The organism is Massilia putida, from assembly GCF_001941825.1.
GTDB classification, from domain to species: Bacteria; Pseudomonadota; Gammaproteobacteria; order Burkholderiales; family Burkholderiaceae_D; genus Telluria; species Telluria putida.
The window spans coordinates 416,314-435,115 of the sequence record NZ_CP019037.1 but is presented as its reverse complement, the minus strand read 5'-3'; the positions used below and the strand labels follow the sequence as shown (position 1 = coordinate 435,115).

Here is an 18,802-nt window from a genome sequence, read left to right as displayed (position 1 = left end):
TTGCATAAGGTTTCCTCGGCCGGCTGCGCTATCGCCCGGCCAGCTTTTTCTCGCGCCGTGCGCGTTCGTTGATGATGTGATGCCTGCGGTGATCCGTCATCTTCTTCCACTCACGCGCTTCGGCGAGCGTGCGCAGACATCCTGTGCAATAGCCGGTCTTGCCGTCGAACTGGCATAGCTCGACACATGGCGATTTCACGGCCATAGCTGCTACTTGAGATAGGCTCGGATTACATCGAGGAGTTCGCTCGCGCCTTCCGCACGCGCGGCTTCTGACAGGTCGCTCGCTGCGACGTGTTCGCGAACATGGTCTCCGATCACTTCGGCCATCAGGCCGTTCATGGCACCGCGGCCGGCAGCCAGCAGGTGCAGAACCTCGGCACACCCGGCTTCAGACTCCAGGGCGCGTTCGATCGCCTCTACTTGCCCACGTATACGGCGTACGCGAGCAAGCAGCTTTGCCTTTTCTCTTGTTGTGTGAGACACATGTATACCTTCAAATATAGGGTAAGGGGGTATATTACCCGAAGCGAGCGTCGATCGAAAACTGTTACCGTCAGCTTGTGTTGATTCAGATACCGCTATCGAGCGGCAGCGCGAGCTGCCGCTCGCTTCATTCAGCGATTACATCAAGAACGGGACGCCAGCAGCGAACACGATGTACAGAGCCCCGAACGCGGCGAGTTTCCTGGCACTCAAATGGCGGTGCTTCAAAAACCAGTACAGCCCGACGATGGACGCGACCGTCACAACTGCAGCCCATACGAGCGTACGGTCCAGCATCCATGGAGTGAATAGGAGGCCAAGCGCGCTTGGTATAGTCGCCTGGATCATCATCGCGCCGCTGATGTTGGCAAGTGCCAGGTCCGACTTTCCTTGCCGGACCCAGATGACGGCGTTCATGGTTTCCGGTAGCTCCGTCGCGATTGGGCTCAGCAGTAATGCGACCAATTGCGCCGGCAACCCGAGGAGAGGTCCTACCACGCCGATTTCGCGCACGAACAATTGGGAAGCAGCGAAGATCGCGACCAGTGCGCCAACCGTCTGCAGGACCGCCCACAGGGTACGCGGGTTCTTGGCGCGCGGTGTAAGTTTCAAAGGCTCAAGTTCCTCGGCGTCTGCTGTCTCACCTGAAGCAGTTATCTCGCGCCAGACATAGGCCGCGTATGCAAGCAAGAAGAGCACACCAAGCCACGGCTTGAATGCGAACGCGACGAGGCCCAAGGCGACCTTACATACGAAAATCGCCAGGAACCATCGTTGGTCGTCCAATAGGCGCCGCCTTGCTGGACGTGAAACGACGCGGCGCTCTTGCGCGCGGCGCTCTTGCGTATTCTTGACGGTCATGAACGCGATGCCGACCACGGCATAGGCAATGGTTGCGAGAACCAAGGGGCCGCCAAGGGCGGCGCCGACACCGATTTCCTTGTGCGCCGCATCGTGCCCGAAGACGACGGCAACGAAGGTCACGACGCTCTCAGGCAGTGCAGTACCGAAGGCCGCAAGCACTGTCCCGGTCGCGGTCTGCGACATGCCGAAGCGATGGCCCACCCATTCCACGCCGTTGACGAAATATTCGCACGACACATAGATTGCAGCGGCCGAAAGAAGGAGGAGGACGAAGGGGACTAGCATGGCGCCACCATGAGAACCACGGCGGCGGAATCAGTACGGAAGATTTTTTTTGACACGACAGCTCCAAGCCGGACGAAAACCGATGACCATACGCCCCGTCCGGCCTGGAAGGGCAATATGGGGGGTGTACCAGATTCTGTGTAAACGATTCTTCGTTTAAGTCTGCGGCACCCGGTCTTCAAACTGGATGGCGAAGCGGTTTAACGCAGCTTTCCAGTCCCGTATCGGCATCGTCCACTTCTTGCTGATGTTGTTCAGGGCAAGATAAAACAGCTTGCTGACAGCTTCATCGGTCGGAAAGGAACTGCGGGCCTTGGTCACTTTTCGCAGGCTCATGTTAATCGATTCAATAGCGTTCGTGGTGTATATCACCTTTCGGATTTCCGGCGGGTAGTCGAAGAACGGTATGACGCGCGCCCAGTTACGGCGCCAGGACTGACCTATCGGTTTATACTGTTTATCCCATTTATCTTCGAATTCGGCAAGCCTGAGTTCAGCCTCGTCGGTAGTGGCTGCACTGTAAATCAACTTCAGATCGGCGGCGACTTCCTTCTGCGCTTTCCAGGGCACGAAATTCAGGCTGTTGCGCACCATGTGAACGATGCACAGCTGAACCGAGGTCTGCGGGTAGACCGCCTCGATGGCGTCCGGGAAGCCTTTCAGGCCGTCGACGCAGGCGATGAATATGTCCTGCACGCCACGATTTTTTAGCTCGGTCACGACCTGCAGCCAGAACTTCGCGCCTTCAGTTTGGGAGATCCACAGGCCCAGCACCTCCTTGTGGCCATCCATGTTGACGCCGATGGCCAGGTAGACCGCCTTGGTACGCACCGCGCCGTTGTCGCGCACCTTGACGTGAATGCAGTCGAGATAGAGGATCGGGTACACGGCGTCGAGCGGGCGGGCCTGCCAGAGCTTCACATCCTCGCTGACAGCGTCCGTGACGTTGGAAATGAGGGTCGGTGACACCTCGGTGCCGTACATCTCTTCCAGATGGCTTTGGATCTCCCGCACGCTCAGGCCACGCGCGTAGAGCGAGATGATTTTGTCGTCGAAGCCGGTCCAGCGTGTCTGATGCTTGACGACGATCTGCGGCTCGAACGTGCCCTGGCGGTCGCGAGGAACGTCAAGCGGCAGCGCGCCGAAATCGCCCTTGAGCGTCTTGATGCTATGGCCGTTGCGGGTGTTGGCAGTGCTGTTGGTCACCTCGCCGCTTTTGTCGTGGCCCAGGTGGTCGGTCATCTCGACTTCCAGCGCGCGCTCGACCAGCATCTTGGTGAGCTGCTTGAGCAGCCCATTTTCGCCGATCAGGTCCTCGGGCTTCTGGTAGTTTGCCAGCAGGCCGTCGGCAAGTTTGAGCAGTTCCGGATCGGGCTTGGCCCGCTTGTTACGCTTTACAACGGTCATCGTTTCTCCTAATGGCGGCAGTGTCCTGCCAAATGACCGTTTACACAATATTATTTACACCCTCGCAATATGGCCAAAGGTCTTGCAAGGCTCGACGAGCCGCTTGCGCCATGGCCTGCTGGCCAAGGATGTTGACGCAAGCTCCTTTCAGAGAAAGGTAGCTACTCCCCAATGACGGGCGGTATTGTAACAGTGCAAATACGTAGCGTCCATTGGTTCCGGTGAAAAGCTGGAGACGCAACGCATGGGCAGCTTTGGCTTAGATGAGCAAATTGTCTATAACTCCGTGCCGGCGTCGGTTGCCATTTTTGTTACTAATAGGTTTTGGTAGGCGTTCTTACAGGGTGTGGACAAAATCAACCTTGATACGCGAGCCTGCTGAGTAGTATACGCGCCTCGGCCAGCCAAACCCAAGCCGCCGACACAGCGAGTTTGCGTCGTGATGCATCACTGTGCGGCGCCAGCGTTCGGTCCACGCGTGGGTTCGTTCAACGACCCAGCGCTTGGGCAGGATCGTGAATCCTGAGTTGAAAACAGCAGTTGGCCCAGGTGCCGCCTTGGAATCATGCAGCGTTCCGATCGTGCTGTTACCTGGACGACGAACGACTTCGACACGAAGATGATGCGTCCGCTCGATGTCATGGGCACATTTCCCGCCGTATGCGCCATCGGTATAAAGCTTTTTTAGCCGAGGGCTTTTGGCGCACGCTTGTGTAACCACGGCTGCGGCAGCATCCCGGTCCTGCACGCTCGCGGCGGTGACCGTGACGGCGATGAGTAGCCCCATCGTATCAACCACGAGATTGCGCTTTCGCCCTTTGACCTTCTTGCCTGCATCGAATCCGCTTTCGCCACCCTGCGGCGAGGCGCGAGTGGACTGTGCATCGATCACCGCTGCGCTCGGGGTGCTCGCGCGTCCCATGCGTGCACGCCATTGTTCACGCAGCCGGTCCTGCATCAGCTCGAATACGCCGGCTCCAACCCAGCGCGAAAACGCCTTGTACACCGCCTGCCAGGGTGGGAACGACTCGGGTAACAGTCGCCAGGCGCAGCCCGTTCGAAGCACATACGAGCACGCATTCACGAGATCGCGGCGGCTGTAATGCACGGGCGTGCCTCGTTGTCCCGGTACTCGCTCGAACAAATCAGCGACCAGCTCCCATTCGGCGTCTGTCAAGTTGGTGCTGTACGGCGATATGTCCTCGCGTCGGTGCGCTGCCGTGTAGCCATACCGCTTGGCGCCCTCGGCTCGCTCCGCACACGCCCGACGCACTGGCTTGAGTCGTACGATGCCTTGTGCACGCAGCGCACGACGAATCGTTGCATCGCACACGCGTAATCCACAGCGGTGGTGCAGCTCGTCGGCGATTTCACTCAAGCTAGCCTGGGCGCTCCGCCACGATATCGTGCAAAACCGCGATATGCTCAGGCTTCAATGCCGGCGGCCTGCCTCCTGCATTGCTTGACGGCTCAATGCCGTCGAGTCGATCTCTCGTTGCCATGGCATGCTCCTTCGACATCGGGATAGCATGCCACAGCTACGTTATTGATTTTGTCTACACCCTCTTAGCGTACTATTTTTTCCAAATTCTGTAGTTACCCCTTTACCGTGTACTGGCGCGTCGCCCGCGTCTGCGCCTCGGCGATGCACAGCGCGGCCCCTGTACCGAATACCTTGAACGAGTAATAGGGGGCGGCCGCAGGTTCCGTGGTCGGTGCATCGGGGAAGGCCGGAATGACTCCCAGCCCGCAGAGGTAGCGCCTGGCGTTCGCTGCGGGTGCGCCGCGTTGCGCGATTGCGTCGAGCGCATCGAACAGCCGGCGCTGTTCCTTGCGGGCGATCGTCACCAGCTGGTCGAGTGGCAGGTTGGCGCCAAGGCCGCGCAACGTGGCGCGCACGCCGGGAGCCGCCGCCCGCACGGTTGCCTCGAGCACGTCGCGCTGCGCCGGGTCGCCCTCGTCAAAGGCGCGCAGCGCCTGGCCGAAAACCCTGCCGGCGTCGCAGCCGGCCAGCTCGTGCAGTTGCTCGCGTGTCAGCGCCGGCAGGCCGGCCCGGGCCAGGATGCTGGAGATTTCCGATACCTTCATTCCCGTGTCTTTCCTTTCGCGACCTCGTAGATGCCCGCCGAGCGTTCGAGCGCCAGGCCCAGGAGTCTCTTGAGATCCCCCTGGTACGGCCTTCCCGCAGTTCTTCCACGGCGAAGGTATTGCGCAACGTGCGGCCGCCGTTGTGGTCGACGTCGATGCCGGCGCGTCCGAACGTCGCCCGGACCTGTCGATACACGGTCACCGCCGACATCGGCTTCCCGGCGAGATCGCCCGGGAACACCAGGTCGCCTTTCACGCCGAGCGCTTCGCGTTCCCTGAGCCAGGTGCGCAATGCCTGCGCACCGTAGGCGCGCAACACCGTGTCATGCGCGTGGCTGGTGTCGTGCTTGCCTTCCGGACTGAGGGCCAGGACGATGCCGTCGTCGCCGAATGCGCCGTCGAACGGATCGTTCACTTCGGACAGCCGCAGGCCGATCGCCTCCGCAACCCGCAGGCCGGCGAACAGCATCGTGGCCTGCATGGCATGGTCGCGCCGGCGTTTCCACGCCTTTGGTGGCCGGCCGGCGCGGTTCGGGCCAGGCGGGCTGAGAGGGGGCAGGGCGTTGACGAAGGCAGCGATATCCGAGGCATCCAGGACTTGCATGCCGTGATCCTGGGCGATATACCCATTCGCGCCGGCGACCTGCAGTGCGGCGGTCGCGGGGTTGGGCCTGATTTGCAGGTGGTGGTAGCAGCGCTCCAGCAGGCGCAGATAGCGGCGCGAGATCAGGCTGTTCTGTTCTCCGTGGGCCCGGTTCTGACTAATGAAACGGATCAGGTCCTGCTCGACCACGCGTGTGAACGCCTTGTTTTCCCGTGCGAGCCACAAGGCGAATTTCCCGAACATCGATCGGTAAATGTGCGCCGATTTGTTGGAGACAGGCTTGGGTTCGGTCAGGCCGAGCCGGTGGCTGGTACGGCCGAATTCGGGACCTTGAATGAAAGTGTCGAAGGAAGCGACGGGATTCGCATCCCACTGTTTAGGATCGTTCATGGCTGTCTCGGCTGAATCGGATGGATCAGGCTACTTGTTTGACTATACCATAAATGACATTAACTAACATATATTTGTCGACCCCAAGGAGATGCGACTGCTACGGACTGGCGGTAACGTGCCGGAGGGCATTCCTTGCTCGCTCTTTGTTCTTTCTTGTACTTTTTGCTTTTTTAGCACCTGATTGTTTGCGAGCAGGCGACGGCGGACGTTGAGTAGCCCGCGGCGTGTCTGGAGTGAGGTGGATTTGAATCGTATGTTAGTTAATTTCATTTATGGTTTAGCTTAACTGGGATCCAACTTACTTTGTAATCGCTCTACTCCTGAAATACGTGCTTGCGCTCGCGGTTCCCATTGAACCCTTCAATCCCACCGGCTGATATGAATGTCCACGACTGCGCCGCCAGGTAGCACGTCAATGCTTGTGTACCGACTTCCAGGCCGCGTAGTCGGACGGCCTCAGACCGTATCGTGCCAGCACACCTTCGTGAAGCCGCCTGAGTTCTTCGACGATCAGCGCCTGTACATCAGGTTGCTCGTGGCGGGGTACCTGTTCTGAAACGGTGTGCGCGATACAGGCAAGCGGTTCGCGCTCCGGGTGGAGAACGATGGCGCGAATGGTGCTCTTGATCAGATCGCGCCAAGCCAGGCGCAAGGGATCGGGCTCAACCAGGTTCTGCTTGATGGCGAGGTATTCCTGGGTCGAGCGTTCGTAAGCCCAAACATACAGGTCTCGCAGCAGCTCGACGCGCGTCATCTCGTACACGCCCAGCGTGGCACGGCTGTAGGCCTGCTCGGGCACATCGAGGAATGTCAGGGGGCAGAGATTGGCGCGAAACAGCGGCAGATTGGAGGCCAGCCGCGAGGTCCGCTTGTTGATGTCGGCGAACGGCTGCAAGTACGGCAAATGCACCATCATGAAAAACGACTGCTCGAACGGGTCACGAATCTGGCCGGCCTTGTCGAGTAGCAGATCGAGCGTATCTTCGATTTGTTGCGGTGTGGACAGGGGACGATAGACGCTTTTCGCGATGTCGACCGCGTGTTGGCGAATCCGGCCTTCGTCCGCCGGGTTAGGCAGCAGGTTTTCCGCCAATGCGCTGTGCAGGTTCATCAGCGTGTAGCGATTGAAACCCGCGTTGTCGATGTTTTCCACCAACAGCTCGATGGCAGTCTTGTGATTCAAGATCATCTGCGTCTCGATGGCGGGCTTGCCGCGTGCAGCTTTCCCGTGTTCGATGAGCTCGCGCGTGTCGAGACGAGAATACGTATTTCCTTCCAAATGGCTCGAGGCCCACGACAGATCGATAAGCAGGCGGTTCAGGATGGCGCGGCTGTACGTACCTGCGGGCGCCGCCGCTTCCGCGGTCCGGCCCATCGTACGTAGTTGGCGGCGCAGTGACTCGGACAAGTACCAGGTCGCGTTCGGCTGGTATGCATCCAGAAACTCGCGCTGGTAGCCCACCGGGTTGCGCGCTTCCGGAGGCTGATCGATATAGGCGATGATGTCCAGGCTGTCGGCCGATAAGGGAATGAATGCGGGAAAGCCATCCGACACCAGGGCAGGTACGCCAGCGTCGGGACGTGACGCAGTCCGGAAGTAACGACGCGCCCTACCTTCCCCTACCGCGATGATCTCGCGGTCATCGATCAGCTTCGCGATCACGCGCTGGACCGTACGGCGCGCCAGATCAGGATGCCTGGTCAACAATTCCGTCAAGGTCAAACCATTGATGGATGACAGAATATTATTACGCACATCGGTCGTCGATCGCATTGGGCGTTGGCGCCGTTTAAGAGATTGGCGCAATTATGGCGCAGTTTAAAGAACTGCGCCAAATATGACAGCAAGGCGTTATCATATAAGCAATATTTCGTGTAGCCCGAACGTACCGTTCACAGGGCCGATAGAACCACTAACTGATGCTTATGTGCGCTTGCCTGTTCAAACTTCTCCACATTTTCTGTGGACAAGTTGGCTTATTAGGAAATGAAAACGAGTATTCATGCGGGTTCCACTACCGTGCTTGCGAAATAGGCAAACTGGACTTCCCCCAGTTCAGTAGACAAATTCCGATCTCACGCTGAGGCGCGTTCAAATGCCTCTGGGCTAACACCACCCAGATGGCTGTGGCGCCTGGTTCGATTGTAAAAGACTTCGATGTAGTCGAAGATATCGGCGCGGGCCAGGTCCCGCGTCTTGTAGATGCGCTTGCGGATGCGCTCCTTTCAAACTGCTGAAGAACGACTCGGCGACCGGAGCTGTGCCGCGAGCACGGCATCAGCAACACGACGTTTTACAAATGGCGCGCCAAGTTCGGTGGTCTGATAAAGTGCCGAGCAGATGCCCTTCAAGCCTCGGTCCACTTAACGAGTTACTACATGCCTGCAGCCTCTCTTCCTTCCGACGAATCGGAGCGTCAGGAACTGCTCAAGTCCCTCGACATATTGGATACTGCCCCGGAACCGGTCTTCGACCAGATCACCCGCCTGACGACGCGCCTGCTTGGTGTGCCCATTGCCGTGTTCTCGCTGGTCGACAAGGACCGCCAATGGTTCAAGTCGCGCGTTGGACTGGACGTCGGGGAGACTTCCCGCGAGGTCGCCTTCTGCGCGCATGCCATACTGCAGAGTGCGCCGCTGGTCGTTTCCGATGCCACCGCCGATCCGCGGTTTGAGGACAATGCCCTCGTCAACGGCGATCCGAACATCAGGTTTTATGCCGGTGTACCGATTCGCAGCGCCGGAGGTCACGCGCTGGGGACGCTGTGCGCTATCGACTCGAGACCGCGGTGGTTGTCCGCCGAGGATCTGCAGGCATTGCGGGACCTCGCCGACATCGTTACGAAAGAAATGCATTACCGCGAGGCGCTGGCAGTCGCGCGTCATAGCGTCGAGCGCTCCGGCGATGCGATCGCATACAGCGAGGCACGATTCCGGTCGGTCTTCGACCTTGCCAGTATCGGCATGGCAATGGTGGCACCGGATGGCGGCTGGCTAAGCGTCAACGAGGCATTGTGCCGAATCGTCGGCTACGCGCCGGAGGAACTGTACCGGACGACATTCCGCGACATTACCTATCCACCGGACCTGGACACGGATCTCGCGTTGCTACGGCAACTTGAAGCCGGCACGATCGACCAATACCAGCTGGAGAAACGCTACGTCAGAAAGGATGGCAGCCTCGTCTGGATCAACCTGAACGTCACGAAGAAAACCGGGCCGGATGGTGAGCTGCTGTACTACGTCGCGGCCATTAAGGATATCCAGGCGCAGAAGGAGGCCGAAGCGAAACTGCAGGCGCTGCACGCCGATCTGGAAACGCGTGTCGCGACCCGTACCAGGGAATTGAACGACGCGGTTGCCATGCTGCGAAGTGCCATGGCCCTTCAACAGCAAGCCGAACAATTGCTCAAGGACCGGGAAGCCGAGCTGCGCAGCGTGATCGAGAACGCCAACGATGCCTACATCGGCCTGGACCGGGATGGCATCGTGCGCGAGTGGAACCGGCAGGCCGAGACGACCTTCGGATGGTGCGCCGGCGAGGCGGTCGGGCGGCCGCTGGACGCGTTGATCATTCCGGCCGAGATGGGCGCGATGCATCGGCGCGGAATGGCGCGTTATTTGGCGACCGGTTCCGCATCCGTCCTGAACCAGCGCCTTGAACTCCCGGCTGTTCGCAAGGATGGCTCCGGTCTCACGGTGGAAGTGCGGATCACCGCGCTGGAAGTGAAAGGCACGACAATCTTCAGCGCCTTCCTGCACGACATCACGGAGCGCAAGGCGCTCGAGGCCCAGCGGGAGTACGACTCGCGCCACGACGCGTTGACCGGGCTCCTGAACCGACGCGCCCTGACCGAAAGCCTTCCCATCGCACAGGCGCGCTCGAGACGCACCGGCAAGATGCTGGGCGTGTTGTTCATCGACCTGGACGGATTCAAGGCCGTCAACGACAGTCACGGCCATGAGGCGGGCGACAAGCTGCTGTGCGAGATCGCCCGGCGCCTGCAGGATACGGTGCGCAAGACCGACAGCGTATTCCGCCTGGCCGGTGACGAATTCACGGTGCTCCTGGAAGACATGACGGATACGTATGCGGATGCGCATGCGGTGGCACAGAAGGTCGTCGAGCAGATCTCGGCCCCTGTCGACCTGTGCGGGCAGGGCGCGACTGTCGGCGCAAGTATCGGTATCGCCATCTTTACGCCTGAGAGCAGCGTGTCGGGGGCTGATCTCGTCAAGGAAGCCGACTACTGGATGTATGAAGCGAAAAAGGCCGGGCGAGGGCGGGTCCTACCTGATCGGCGTAGCACATGTTTGCGGCATTCACCGTAGCCCATGCCGTGGTCGCCGGAGACGATGCGCTTCGCCGGAGTCGGTTCAGGCCGATCGGAATTCGCTAGCTGGCGGGACACGAACGTCGCCTTGCGTGAGTCTCCCACGACCGGTACGTTTTCGATCGCAGCCGAAGCTATCGTCGCCGGCGCGGCGTCGAAACCGGTAGTTCGCACCGTAATGACTTCGATAGGACCGGGAGACTTTACTGTCGCAATTGTATGTTCTGCGTAGATCGGACGCCCGAGATATTCGAAGCGACGACACAAGTGATCTTAGGCACCTCAGTTACGTTGAGGACGGCAGCAACGCTTGGCGTGACGCGCGAGGGCTCGACGGAGTGTAGTAGGGAGAAATTATAAATCGACAATATTTTTGATAATGTCGAGTTTAAATCATAGTCTGATGAGACATGGGTTGGACGCATTTCAGGTATCACGAACCGTCATTGGACAGTCCTTGTGCGATGCAGCATGATGCTTATGTCTCCTCTATCTTCCTCCAAGAAAATAGATTCAACCCGCCTCCCGGCGGGTATTTTTTGCCCGTTTCTCTCCTGTCTGAAGAGCGCGGCGGCCAGTGTTCTTGATTCGCTTTGGCGCCAAGGTACTGGACTGCCATAATCCTAGGGAAACGCCAGTGCTTGGCCAAGCCAAATTCAGTCGTTCACACATCAACGCCTGTTCATTATCGGTCTCTCGACAATTTTTCGAAGCCGTCGGGTTTGCGCGGCCCGTCGTCTAGTTTTTCCGACAGAGGCCAGCCAGGATGTATTGGCATGCCAGCATCGGGCCTGAGCGTTCGTCCTCGACAGCGATCGCCTGCGATGCCGTGACGTGTCACGGAAAACCTGCCGATTCGGGTCCCTGGTCTATGTACCTGCGGAACTTATCTTTGGCCTGTCCAGGTCATCGGGCCGCTTGGCTCCGATGTCGTCTGTTGAAGCAAATGTGCCGCGGCTTCGGAACTAAACATGCCACTCGCCAAAGCAAGTACCCTGCCGACCGCCTGCCTGGGGTTCGATGAAGTAAAAGTGCGACTGTTTATGAAGTAAAAGTGCCACTCGCCCGCGAAACCTTTGCGAATTGGCAATTGTTCGCCGCCGGATCAAAACCGAGGCATTAAAAATCAATGACTTACGTCGACGTGCCGGCGCCACATGGAGCGAACCGTCCGATGAAGTAAGAGTGGAACTGTTTATGAAGTAAGACTGCGACTTCTGAAGATATGAAGTAAAAGTGGAACTTCGCCGATTCCTAGAGGCAGCCGACGTGCCGTGAAACGAGCTTCCTGAGCTTTACACTAAACACGCGGATATCGGATATTGTCAGAGCACATCCGCTTCCTGGGTGGCAGGCAATTCCGTAAGGACTGGTTTCGAGCGGCTTTATTGCAAAAATGGCCTGCAGCAGCCAGGTGGAGCACGGCTTTGTTGAATAATCTAGCTGGGCGCGTAATACTCCAAACCCCGGACGGAATCACGGCATGGCGACCGTCCTGGGCGTGCCCAGCCACGTGAAGCGGTTGAGGATGGCGGCGCGCATCTGCAACTCGGCGACCTGGCGGTCGAAGTCACGTGCCATAAAACGCTCACCCAGCAGCTTGAAGCAACGCATCTTGGTTTCCACGAGGCTGCGTCGATGATAGCCAGTCCATTTCTTCCATATTTTCCGTCCGAGGCGGCGCGTGACATCCAGGATCGCATTGCGCGCTTCGGCGCCCGGCCGACGGTCCTTCCATGGCTTGGCGTTCCTGCGAGTTGGAATGACTGCTTCAGCGCCTCGCCGCGCGATGGCCTCATGGCAGTCCTTCATGTCGTAAGCGCCGTCGCCACTGACGCTCGCGATGGGCTCATCGTTGCCGATCTGGTCGAGCAGGCACGGCAGCAGCGGCGCGTCGCCGGTGCCGGTCACTTCGATGGCCCGAATTTCCAGCGTGGTCGCGTCAATTGCAAGATGGACCTTGCGCCATTGACGCCGATAGTCGGCCCCGCGCTTCTTCGTTTTCCACTCGCCCTCGCCGAGCATCTTGATGCCGGTGCTGTGCACCAGGAAATTCAATCCCGTGGTCGTCGCACGCGCCCAAATCGTAACCGCCAGATGTTTCTGGCGCCGGCCGACTGTGCTGAAATCGGGCACCTGCCAGTCCAGACCGGCCAACCTTAGCAGGCGTTGCGTCATGCCCATCGCCTGCCGCAGCTGCAGGTTGAACAGGCTTTTCATCGTCAGACAGAACTGAATCGCCGCCTCACTGTACGTCGGGCTGCGGCCCCGTTTGCGGCTGGCGCCGCCGTGCCAGCGCATGTCCTTGTCCAGCCAAACCAGCAGCGAACCGCGCGTTCTCAACGCTTCGTTGTAGTCCTTCCAGTTGGTCGTTCGGTATTTCGGTTCGGCTGGTGCACTCATCCCGTCAGTCTACCCGTGGCCCGGCCCGGCATATGTGCAGTTCTTTCGCATCAAACCGCCATGCGCGCTCGACGTTTGGCTAGCGAATCTCGCGCTCGTGGTGCTCGGTTGCGACGAAGGTCCACTCTTTTGCTGAACGTGCACTGCTGCTTTGCATATTCAGGCGTGGGCAAGCCGATCCCGAACACATATGCTCGACCAGACAGGACAAACACGATAGCGGCCCTCGCCAGTCGTGGAGAACCGGTCGTCCGGCATGTAGAGGAGATTCATGGATTCAATACTTTTTAAGAACGTTCAACTTTTCGACGGCAGTGGCCGGGACCGCTTTCGGGCTGAGGTGCTGGTCGAAGGTCCGCGTATCCGAGCAGTGGCGCAAGCTCCCGGGGGAATCCCCGCCGATAACGCGCGTGTGATCGACTGTGGCGGCGCTACGCTGATGCCGGGCCTGATCGAGCCACACGCGCATCTGTCCTTCTTGTCGTCGGTCGGCCGCATCTTTAAGGAAAGGACCATTCCGCCGGAAGAGCACCTGCTCGTCACGGCGCATAACGCCCGCGTCCTGCTCGACGCCGGCTTCACCTCCGCGTATTCTGCTGGCTCAAAGGGGCCACGCTTCGAGATCGCCCTGCAGAAGGAGCTGCGCGGCGGTTACCTGCCAGGCCCGCGGCTGGTCAGTTCCACGTTCGAGCGGCCCGCAGGGGCCGACAAGGAGCGCGACGGTCCCGACAGCATTCGCGCGTTCGTCAAGGCCATGGCGCAGGAAGGCGTCGGCTCGATCAAGCTGCTGTTGTCCGGCGACGATGCCTTCGGCCCAGGCGGTTCGATGCAGGTTCACTATACCGAAGCCGAGGTGGCGGCGGCGGCCGAGGAAGCACGGGAAGCCGGCGTATGGCTGGCGGCGCACGCCCAAGCGCGCGACAGCGTCAAGATGGCGGTGCGGCACGGCTTTCGCATTGTCTACCACTGCACCTACGCGGACAGCGAAGCGCTGGACATGCTCGAAGCGGCGAAGGACCGCATCTTTGTCGCGCCGGCGATTGGCATCGTGTATGCCAAGGCCTACCTGGGCGAAGCATTCGGCTTCACGCGCGACGTGGTCGAGCGCGCAGGCTTCGTGGAGCAGATCGAGCGCAACCAGGAAGTGTATGGCGAGATGCGGCGCCGCGGTATTCGGGTGCTGCCCGGCGGCGACTATGGTTTTCCGTGGAACCCGATCGGTGCCAATGCCCGCGACCTCGAATTGTTCGTAAAGCTGTTCGGCTACACGCCGGCCGAGACCCTGGTCGCGGCGACGCGCCTCGGTGCGCAATTGATGGGCATGGAGCACGAACTCGGCCAGATTCGACCGGGGTTCCTTGCCGACCTGCTGCTGGTCGACGGCGATCCGGTGGCCGACATCCGCATCCTCCAGCAGCCGGACAAGCTGCTGGCGATCATGCAGAATGGGAAGTTTCACAAGGTGCCTGTGGGAGCATTACAACGCGCGGCAGTGCTTGGGTAGGGCACGCCGGCAATCCTTGCCGGTCCCACCATCGTAACGACGAAAACAAAATCAGGAGACAAACATGTATGACCATCAGAGCGCGCCGGACGCGCGCGCCTATCCGCCCGCCGCACTGGCGTGGTACGCGCTATTCGTATTCATTGTTGCCGCAACTCTGGCGTTCGTGGACAAGTCGATTATCACCTTGCTAGTCGCGCCAGTGCGCCAGTCGCTCGGCGTGTCCGACACCGGCATCAGCCTGTTGCAAGGACTGTCTTTCGTGCTGCTGTACAGTGTGATGGGTATCCCCAGCGGCTATCTGGTGGACCGGATGCAGCGCCGCAAGCTGCTGTCGGCCGGTATCGCCCTGTGGAGCGTGATGACGGTGTTGTGCGGTTTCGCCAATAGTTTCGCCGAACTGTTCCTGGCGCGCGTAGGGGTGGGCATCGGCGAGGCGATCCTGATGCCCGCCGTCTTTTCCCTGCTCGCGGATTTCTTTCCGAGCTCGCAACGCGGCCGCGCCAACGGCATATTCACCATCAGTACCTTCGCTGGCGGGCAGGGCGCCTTGATCATCGGCGGCCTGGTGTTGAAGTCATTCCACGGTGCCGATTTCGACTGGCCGCTCTTGGGACTGCTGCCGCCGTGGAAGAGCGCCTTTATCGCGGTCGGCTTGCCCGGACTCCTGGTCGCGCTGCTGGTCCTGACGATCAAGGAGCCGCTGCGGCAGCAGGTGGCAGCCCAATCGGGTACCGGTGCACTGGCCGGTGAATCGCTGCTGGCTTACCTGAAACAGCGCCGTGCCATGTGGCTGGCCATCTTCGGCACCTTCAGTCTGTGCGCATTTTCGGCGTACGCGGTGTTGTCGTGGATTCCGACCTTTTTCGCACGCAAGTACGGCCTGCCACCGGCGAGTGCCGGTGTACTGATCGGTTCGGTAGTCATGCCGGGCGGGATCGCGGGGTGCCTGGTCAGTGGTGTACTCAGCGATTGGCTCAAGACGCGTGGCGCCTACGGTTCGCGGATGCAGGTGTTCGTGTTTTCGTGGTTCATCACGATTCCCTGCATCGCCGCGCTGCCTTTCCTTGGCGACTATCACCTGGCGCTGGTGGCGTGCGGGCTGTTCGGCTTCGCCAATGCGATGGCGGTGGCCTCGATGCCAAGTGTGCTGCAGGACGTGACCCGTAACCAAATGCGCGGCAAGATCACTGCGGTGCATCTGTTGCTGGTGTCGATCTTCGGCATGGCGCTGGGCCCGACCGCCACCGCGCTCGTCACGGATCGCGTATTCCAGAACGACCAGGGCTTGATCTACGCGATTTCCATTACACCCTTGCCCGCCATGCTGCTGGGACTGGTGCTGACGGTATATGGCATGCGCTTCTATCAGAACGAAATGGCGGCGCTGGTCAAGGCATCGACGGCGGCCGAGCCGGAATTCAAGCCCGCGGCGGTGCGCTGATGGCGGTCGAGCAAGTGGCAGCCAGGGCGCCGGCGCGCATCCGTCCGTCGGCTACCGCAGCGGAAGGCATACGGGCCACCGAGGTGCTCCAGGTCGAAGGCGGTGCGCTCGAAGGTCGCCTGTCGGCCGACGAAGCCTGCCGCGTCTACAAGGGAATTCCATACGCCGCCCCTCCGGTCGGCGCGCTGCGCTGGCGGCCGCCGCAGCCGGTGCTGCCGTGGCATGGTGTGCTGCAGGCCGACCGCTATGGCGCGGCATGCGTGCAATCGGCCATCGCCGACGATTCCATCATGCGCCAGTTTTCCTTCGCCGAACCGCCCGAATGCGCGCTCAGCGAGGATTGCCTCTACCTGAATGTGTGGGCGCCAGCCGGCAAGGCGTTGGCGGATCTGCCCGTCATCGTCTGGGTCTATGGCGGCGGACACCGCTTCGGCAGCGGCTCGCATCCGGTGTCGGATGGCGAACGCCTCGCGCGCAAGGGCAGCATCGTCGTCAGTGTCAACTACCGGGTCGGGGCGCTCGGTTATCTCGCGCATCCGGCGCTTTCTGCCGAGGGAGGCGGCTCCGGCAACTATGCGAGCATGGACGTGCTGGCTGCCTTGCGCTGGGTACGCAAGAATATCGCGGCCTTCGGCGGCGATCCGCGCCGCGTTACCTTGTTCGGCCAGTCGGCCGGGGCAGCGCATGTCAGCGTGCTGATGGCGTCGGGGCAGGCTCAGGGGCTGTTCCAGCGCGCTATCGTGCATAGCTCGGGGCGGTTCGACGGAGGTTTGATGGGCGCGCCCATGCGCTCCCTGGCAGAGGCCGAGGCCATCGGCGTGGCGACGCTGGCGCCGTTGGGGGCGCACAGCCTGGCGCAATTGCGCGCGCTGCCCGCCGACCAGCTGCTCGGCGGCGCACGTGGCATCTGGGGACCGATCGTGGATGGGCAGTTGCTGGCGCGTCCGGTGGACGAGGTGTTCAGCGCTGGCCAGCAGATGCCGATATCGCTGCTCGCCGGCTATACCTTGGATGAGTCGGCGGCGTATCCGATGCCGGCACTGCAGACGAGCGCCGGCTTCGCGGCATTCGCTCGCGACACCTTCGGCGAATACGCCGACAGCTTCCTGGCGCTGTATCCACATCGGGACGATGCCCAGGCCCTCGCATCGAGCTACCGGGTACGACGCGACATGGGATTCGCGTACCAGGCGTACCGGTTCGCCCAGCTGCACGTAGGCACGGTGCAAGCGCCCGTATATTTGTTCAACTTCATGCATGCGCCGCCGCTGCCCGACGCGGCCTATCACGAACCGGCGCCACCCGGCGGCTTTGGCAGCTACCACGGTGCGGAACTCTGGTACGCCTTTAATAATCTCGCGGCGCTTCCGTGGCCTTGGACGGATGCGGACCAGCTGCTCGCGGATGCGATGTCGAGCTACTGGGTCAGCTTCGCCACGAACGGCGACCCCGCCACCACCGGGTTGCCGGCCTGGCCGCGCTTCGATGCCGCCGGCGCCAATACCTTGCGGCTGGGTGGGAGCGCCGCCGTCGCCGTGGCCGGGCGGCCGTTCAACGAGACGGCGCTCGATTTTTTTTGCGGATTCTATCGCCGCCTGGAACCGGCGTAATCGCGAGATTTCGCTTAACACGGAAACGGCCCGCCGGCGACGGCGGGCCGTTTCCGTTTCGGCTCCGGCCGGTGATTTTCCGTGCAGGAAATGCATGACAGGTTTGCAGCCGGGGCTAGATGCACGGGCGCGCCGAGCGGCTATTCTGGCGTCGTTGAGCAGTACAACACTAGCCTGGCGACGACCAGGATCACAACACGACTGGAGACGATGCATGAGTAAAAAATTCGCCGGCTGCATGCCGCTTGCCCTCGCGTTGGCCACCTGCGCCGCGCACGCCGAGTCAGGCGTGCGGGTCAGCGGCTATCTCGATGTGTCGATGGAGCGCATCGACACCGGACGCGGCATGCTGACCCGGCAGAGTTCCGGCCAATTGAACCAGAGCCGCTTGAACTTCCAGGGCGTCGAAGATCTCGGCGGCGGCAATGCCGCCGTGTTCGACTTGCAGATGCCGTTCAGCCCGGATACCGGGGCAGGTTCATCGAATGGGTTGTTCAGCCGTACCGCCACCTTGGGACTCACGAGCAAGGCGCTCGGCACGCTCAAGGTCGGGCGCATGCAATCCCTGTCGGACGAGACCATCGCCAGCTTCTGGGCGCTGCGCTGGGGCGCGTCGACGAACTATTTTCTCTACTATGGCAACACCACGCAGCTCCTCAGCAACGCGATCCGCTACGAGACGCCGGACATGAGAGGACTCGTGCTGTCGGTCGAATACGCGGTCGACGAGCATAACGGCTCGGGAAGGGCGGTCGAAGGGCAAGCCCGTTATCAGTACGACAAATGGAAAGTGAACGGTGCGTATTACGTGTCGCACGGCCACGAATTCGTCGAGCCGGGGTCGTCGGTGCACATCGGGACCTTCGGCACCTCGTACGACTTCGGTTTCGCCACGCCGTCGCTGATGGTGCAGGACACGCGCACGCACGACGCCGTCGTGAACCGCACCAGCAAGATTTCGGTCGCGCTGTCGGCTACCGTGCCGGTGGGCCGCAATGCCTTGTGGCTCGATTACGGCATCCTGCATAACCGTGTCCTGGCGAACGCCAACGCGCGCGCCGCCAGCGTACGCTTCGATTACAACCTGAGCAAGCGCACCTTCCTGTACGCCGGCCTGGCCCAGGTATGGAACGACGCCAAAGCCTACTACCAGCCGATGGGCGCCTCCGGCTCCTATCCGGTCTTTACTTCGGCGACCGGGGTGAGCACCGGGTTCGATCCCGTGTACAACGGCGGTGACGTTCGCTCCCTGATCGCCGGAATCCGCATGGCGTTTTGACCGGTGGTTTGCAATATTTGCACTTCAGCTTTGCTGAAAACGACAAGCGCCAGCGCCCCATAGCGGCTATGGTAACCGTCGCGCCGCGCAGGCGCGACGAC

12 protein-coding genes, 3 pseudogenes and 1 riboswitch are annotated in these 18,802 nt (G+C 60.8%); of the genes and pseudogenes, 6 read left to right on the top strand and 9 right to left on the bottom strand.

The genetic code is table 11. The features are described from left to right. Positions 1-28 precede the first annotated feature (28 nt). The 8 genes and pseudogenes from BVG12_RS02325 to BVG12_RS02290 form a co-directional block, all read right to left on the bottom strand. Complete coding sequence (locus BVG12_RS02325) at positions 29-205, bottom strand: DUF1289 domain-containing protein (protein WP_075790586.1); 177 nt, start codon at positions 203-205, stop codon at positions 29-31. Between the two features lie 5 nt (positions 206-210). Then, positions 211-486, bottom strand: a complete 276-nt coding sequence (locus BVG12_RS02320) for a metal/formaldehyde-sensitive transcriptional repressor (RefSeq protein WP_075790973.1) — start codon at positions 484-486, stop codon at positions 211-213. A 138-nt stretch (positions 487-624) separates the two neighbouring features. After that, positions 625-1,635, bottom strand: a complete 1,011-nt coding sequence (locus BVG12_RS02315) for a sodium:calcium antiporter (protein ID WP_075790972.1) — start codon at positions 1,633-1,635, stop codon at positions 625-627. Between the two features lie 156 nt (positions 1,636-1,791). Then, the gene (locus tag BVG12_RS02310) at positions 1,792-3,042 is read right to left on the bottom strand and encodes an IS256 family transposase (protein ID WP_075790971.1); all 1,251 of its coding nucleotides are present in this window, start codon (positions 3,040-3,042) and stop codon (positions 1,792-1,794) included. A gap of 87 nt (positions 3,043-3,129) precedes the next feature. Next, positions 3,130-3,224: riboswitch (yybP-ykoY riboswitch) on the bottom strand. A gap of 174 nt (positions 3,225-3,398) precedes the next feature. Beyond that, a pseudogene (locus BVG12_RS02305) lies at positions 3,399-4,544 on the bottom strand (IS5 family transposase). 458 nt (positions 4,545-5,002) lie between these two features. Further along, entirely contained in the window at positions 5,003-6,124 is a 1,122-nt protein-coding gene (locus tag BVG12_RS02300; RefSeq protein WP_075790970.1) for a tyrosine-type recombinase/integrase, read from the bottom strand. A gap of 415 nt (positions 6,125-6,539) precedes the next feature. Further along, positions 6,540-7,901, bottom strand: a complete 1,362-nt coding sequence (locus BVG12_RS02295; RefSeq protein WP_075790969.1) for a Fic family protein — start codon at positions 7,899-7,901, stop codon at positions 6,540-6,542. A 302-nt stretch (positions 7,902-8,203) separates the two neighbouring features. Continuing rightward, positions 8,204-8,381: pseudogene (locus BVG12_RS02290) on the bottom strand (IS3 family transposase); the annotation flags it as partial. Here BVG12_RS02290 and BVG12_RS33740 point away from each other — a divergent pair. Next, positions 8,381-8,452 (top strand): annotated as a pseudogene (locus BVG12_RS33740) (transposase); the annotation flags it as partial. The pseudogenes BVG12_RS02290 and BVG12_RS33740 sit on opposite strands and share 1 nt — an antisense overlap. A 54-nt stretch (positions 8,453-8,506) precedes the next feature. Next, complete coding sequence (locus tag BVG12_RS02285) at positions 8,507-10,459, top strand: PAS domain S-box protein (protein ID WP_075790968.1); 1,953 nt, start codon at positions 8,507-8,509, stop codon at positions 10,457-10,459. Between the two features lie 1,478 nt (positions 10,460-11,937). On the opposite strand, the gene BVG12_RS02280 is transcribed toward BVG12_RS02285, so the two are convergent. Beyond that, the gene (locus BVG12_RS02280; protein ID WP_075790967.1) at positions 11,938-12,864 is read right to left on the bottom strand and encodes an IS5 family transposase; all 927 of its coding nucleotides are present in this window, start codon (positions 12,862-12,864) and stop codon (positions 11,938-11,940) included. A gap of 271 nt (positions 12,865-13,135) precedes the next feature. Between BVG12_RS02280 and BVG12_RS02275 the strand changes: the two genes are divergently transcribed. The 4 genes from BVG12_RS02275 (at position 13,136) to BVG12_RS02260 (ending at position 18,701) form a co-directional block, all read left to right on the top strand. Beyond that, the gene (locus BVG12_RS02275; protein WP_075790966.1) at positions 13,136-14,368 is read left to right on the top strand and encodes an amidohydrolase family protein; all 1,233 of its coding nucleotides are present in this window, start codon (positions 13,136-13,138) and stop codon (positions 14,366-14,368) included. 64 nt (positions 14,369-14,432) lie between these two features. Next, complete coding sequence (locus BVG12_RS02270) at positions 14,433-15,812, top strand: spinster family MFS transporter (RefSeq protein WP_075790965.1); 1,380 nt, start codon at positions 14,433-14,435, stop codon at positions 15,810-15,812. Then, positions 15,812-17,422: a carboxylesterase/lipase family protein gene (locus BVG12_RS02265; protein ID WP_083684414.1), complete on the top strand. Its 1,611-nt coding sequence runs from the start codon at positions 15,812-15,814 to the stop codon at positions 17,420-17,422. Before BVG12_RS02270 ends, BVG12_RS02265 begins: the two co-directional genes overlap by 1 nt. A 214-nt stretch (positions 17,423-17,636) precedes the next feature. Beyond that, the gene (locus tag BVG12_RS02260; RefSeq protein ID WP_075790964.1) at positions 17,637-18,701 is read left to right on the top strand and encodes a porin; all 1,065 of its coding nucleotides are present in this window, start codon (positions 17,637-17,639) and stop codon (positions 18,699-18,701) included. The last annotated feature ends 101 nt before the right edge of the window (positions 18,702-18,802 follow it).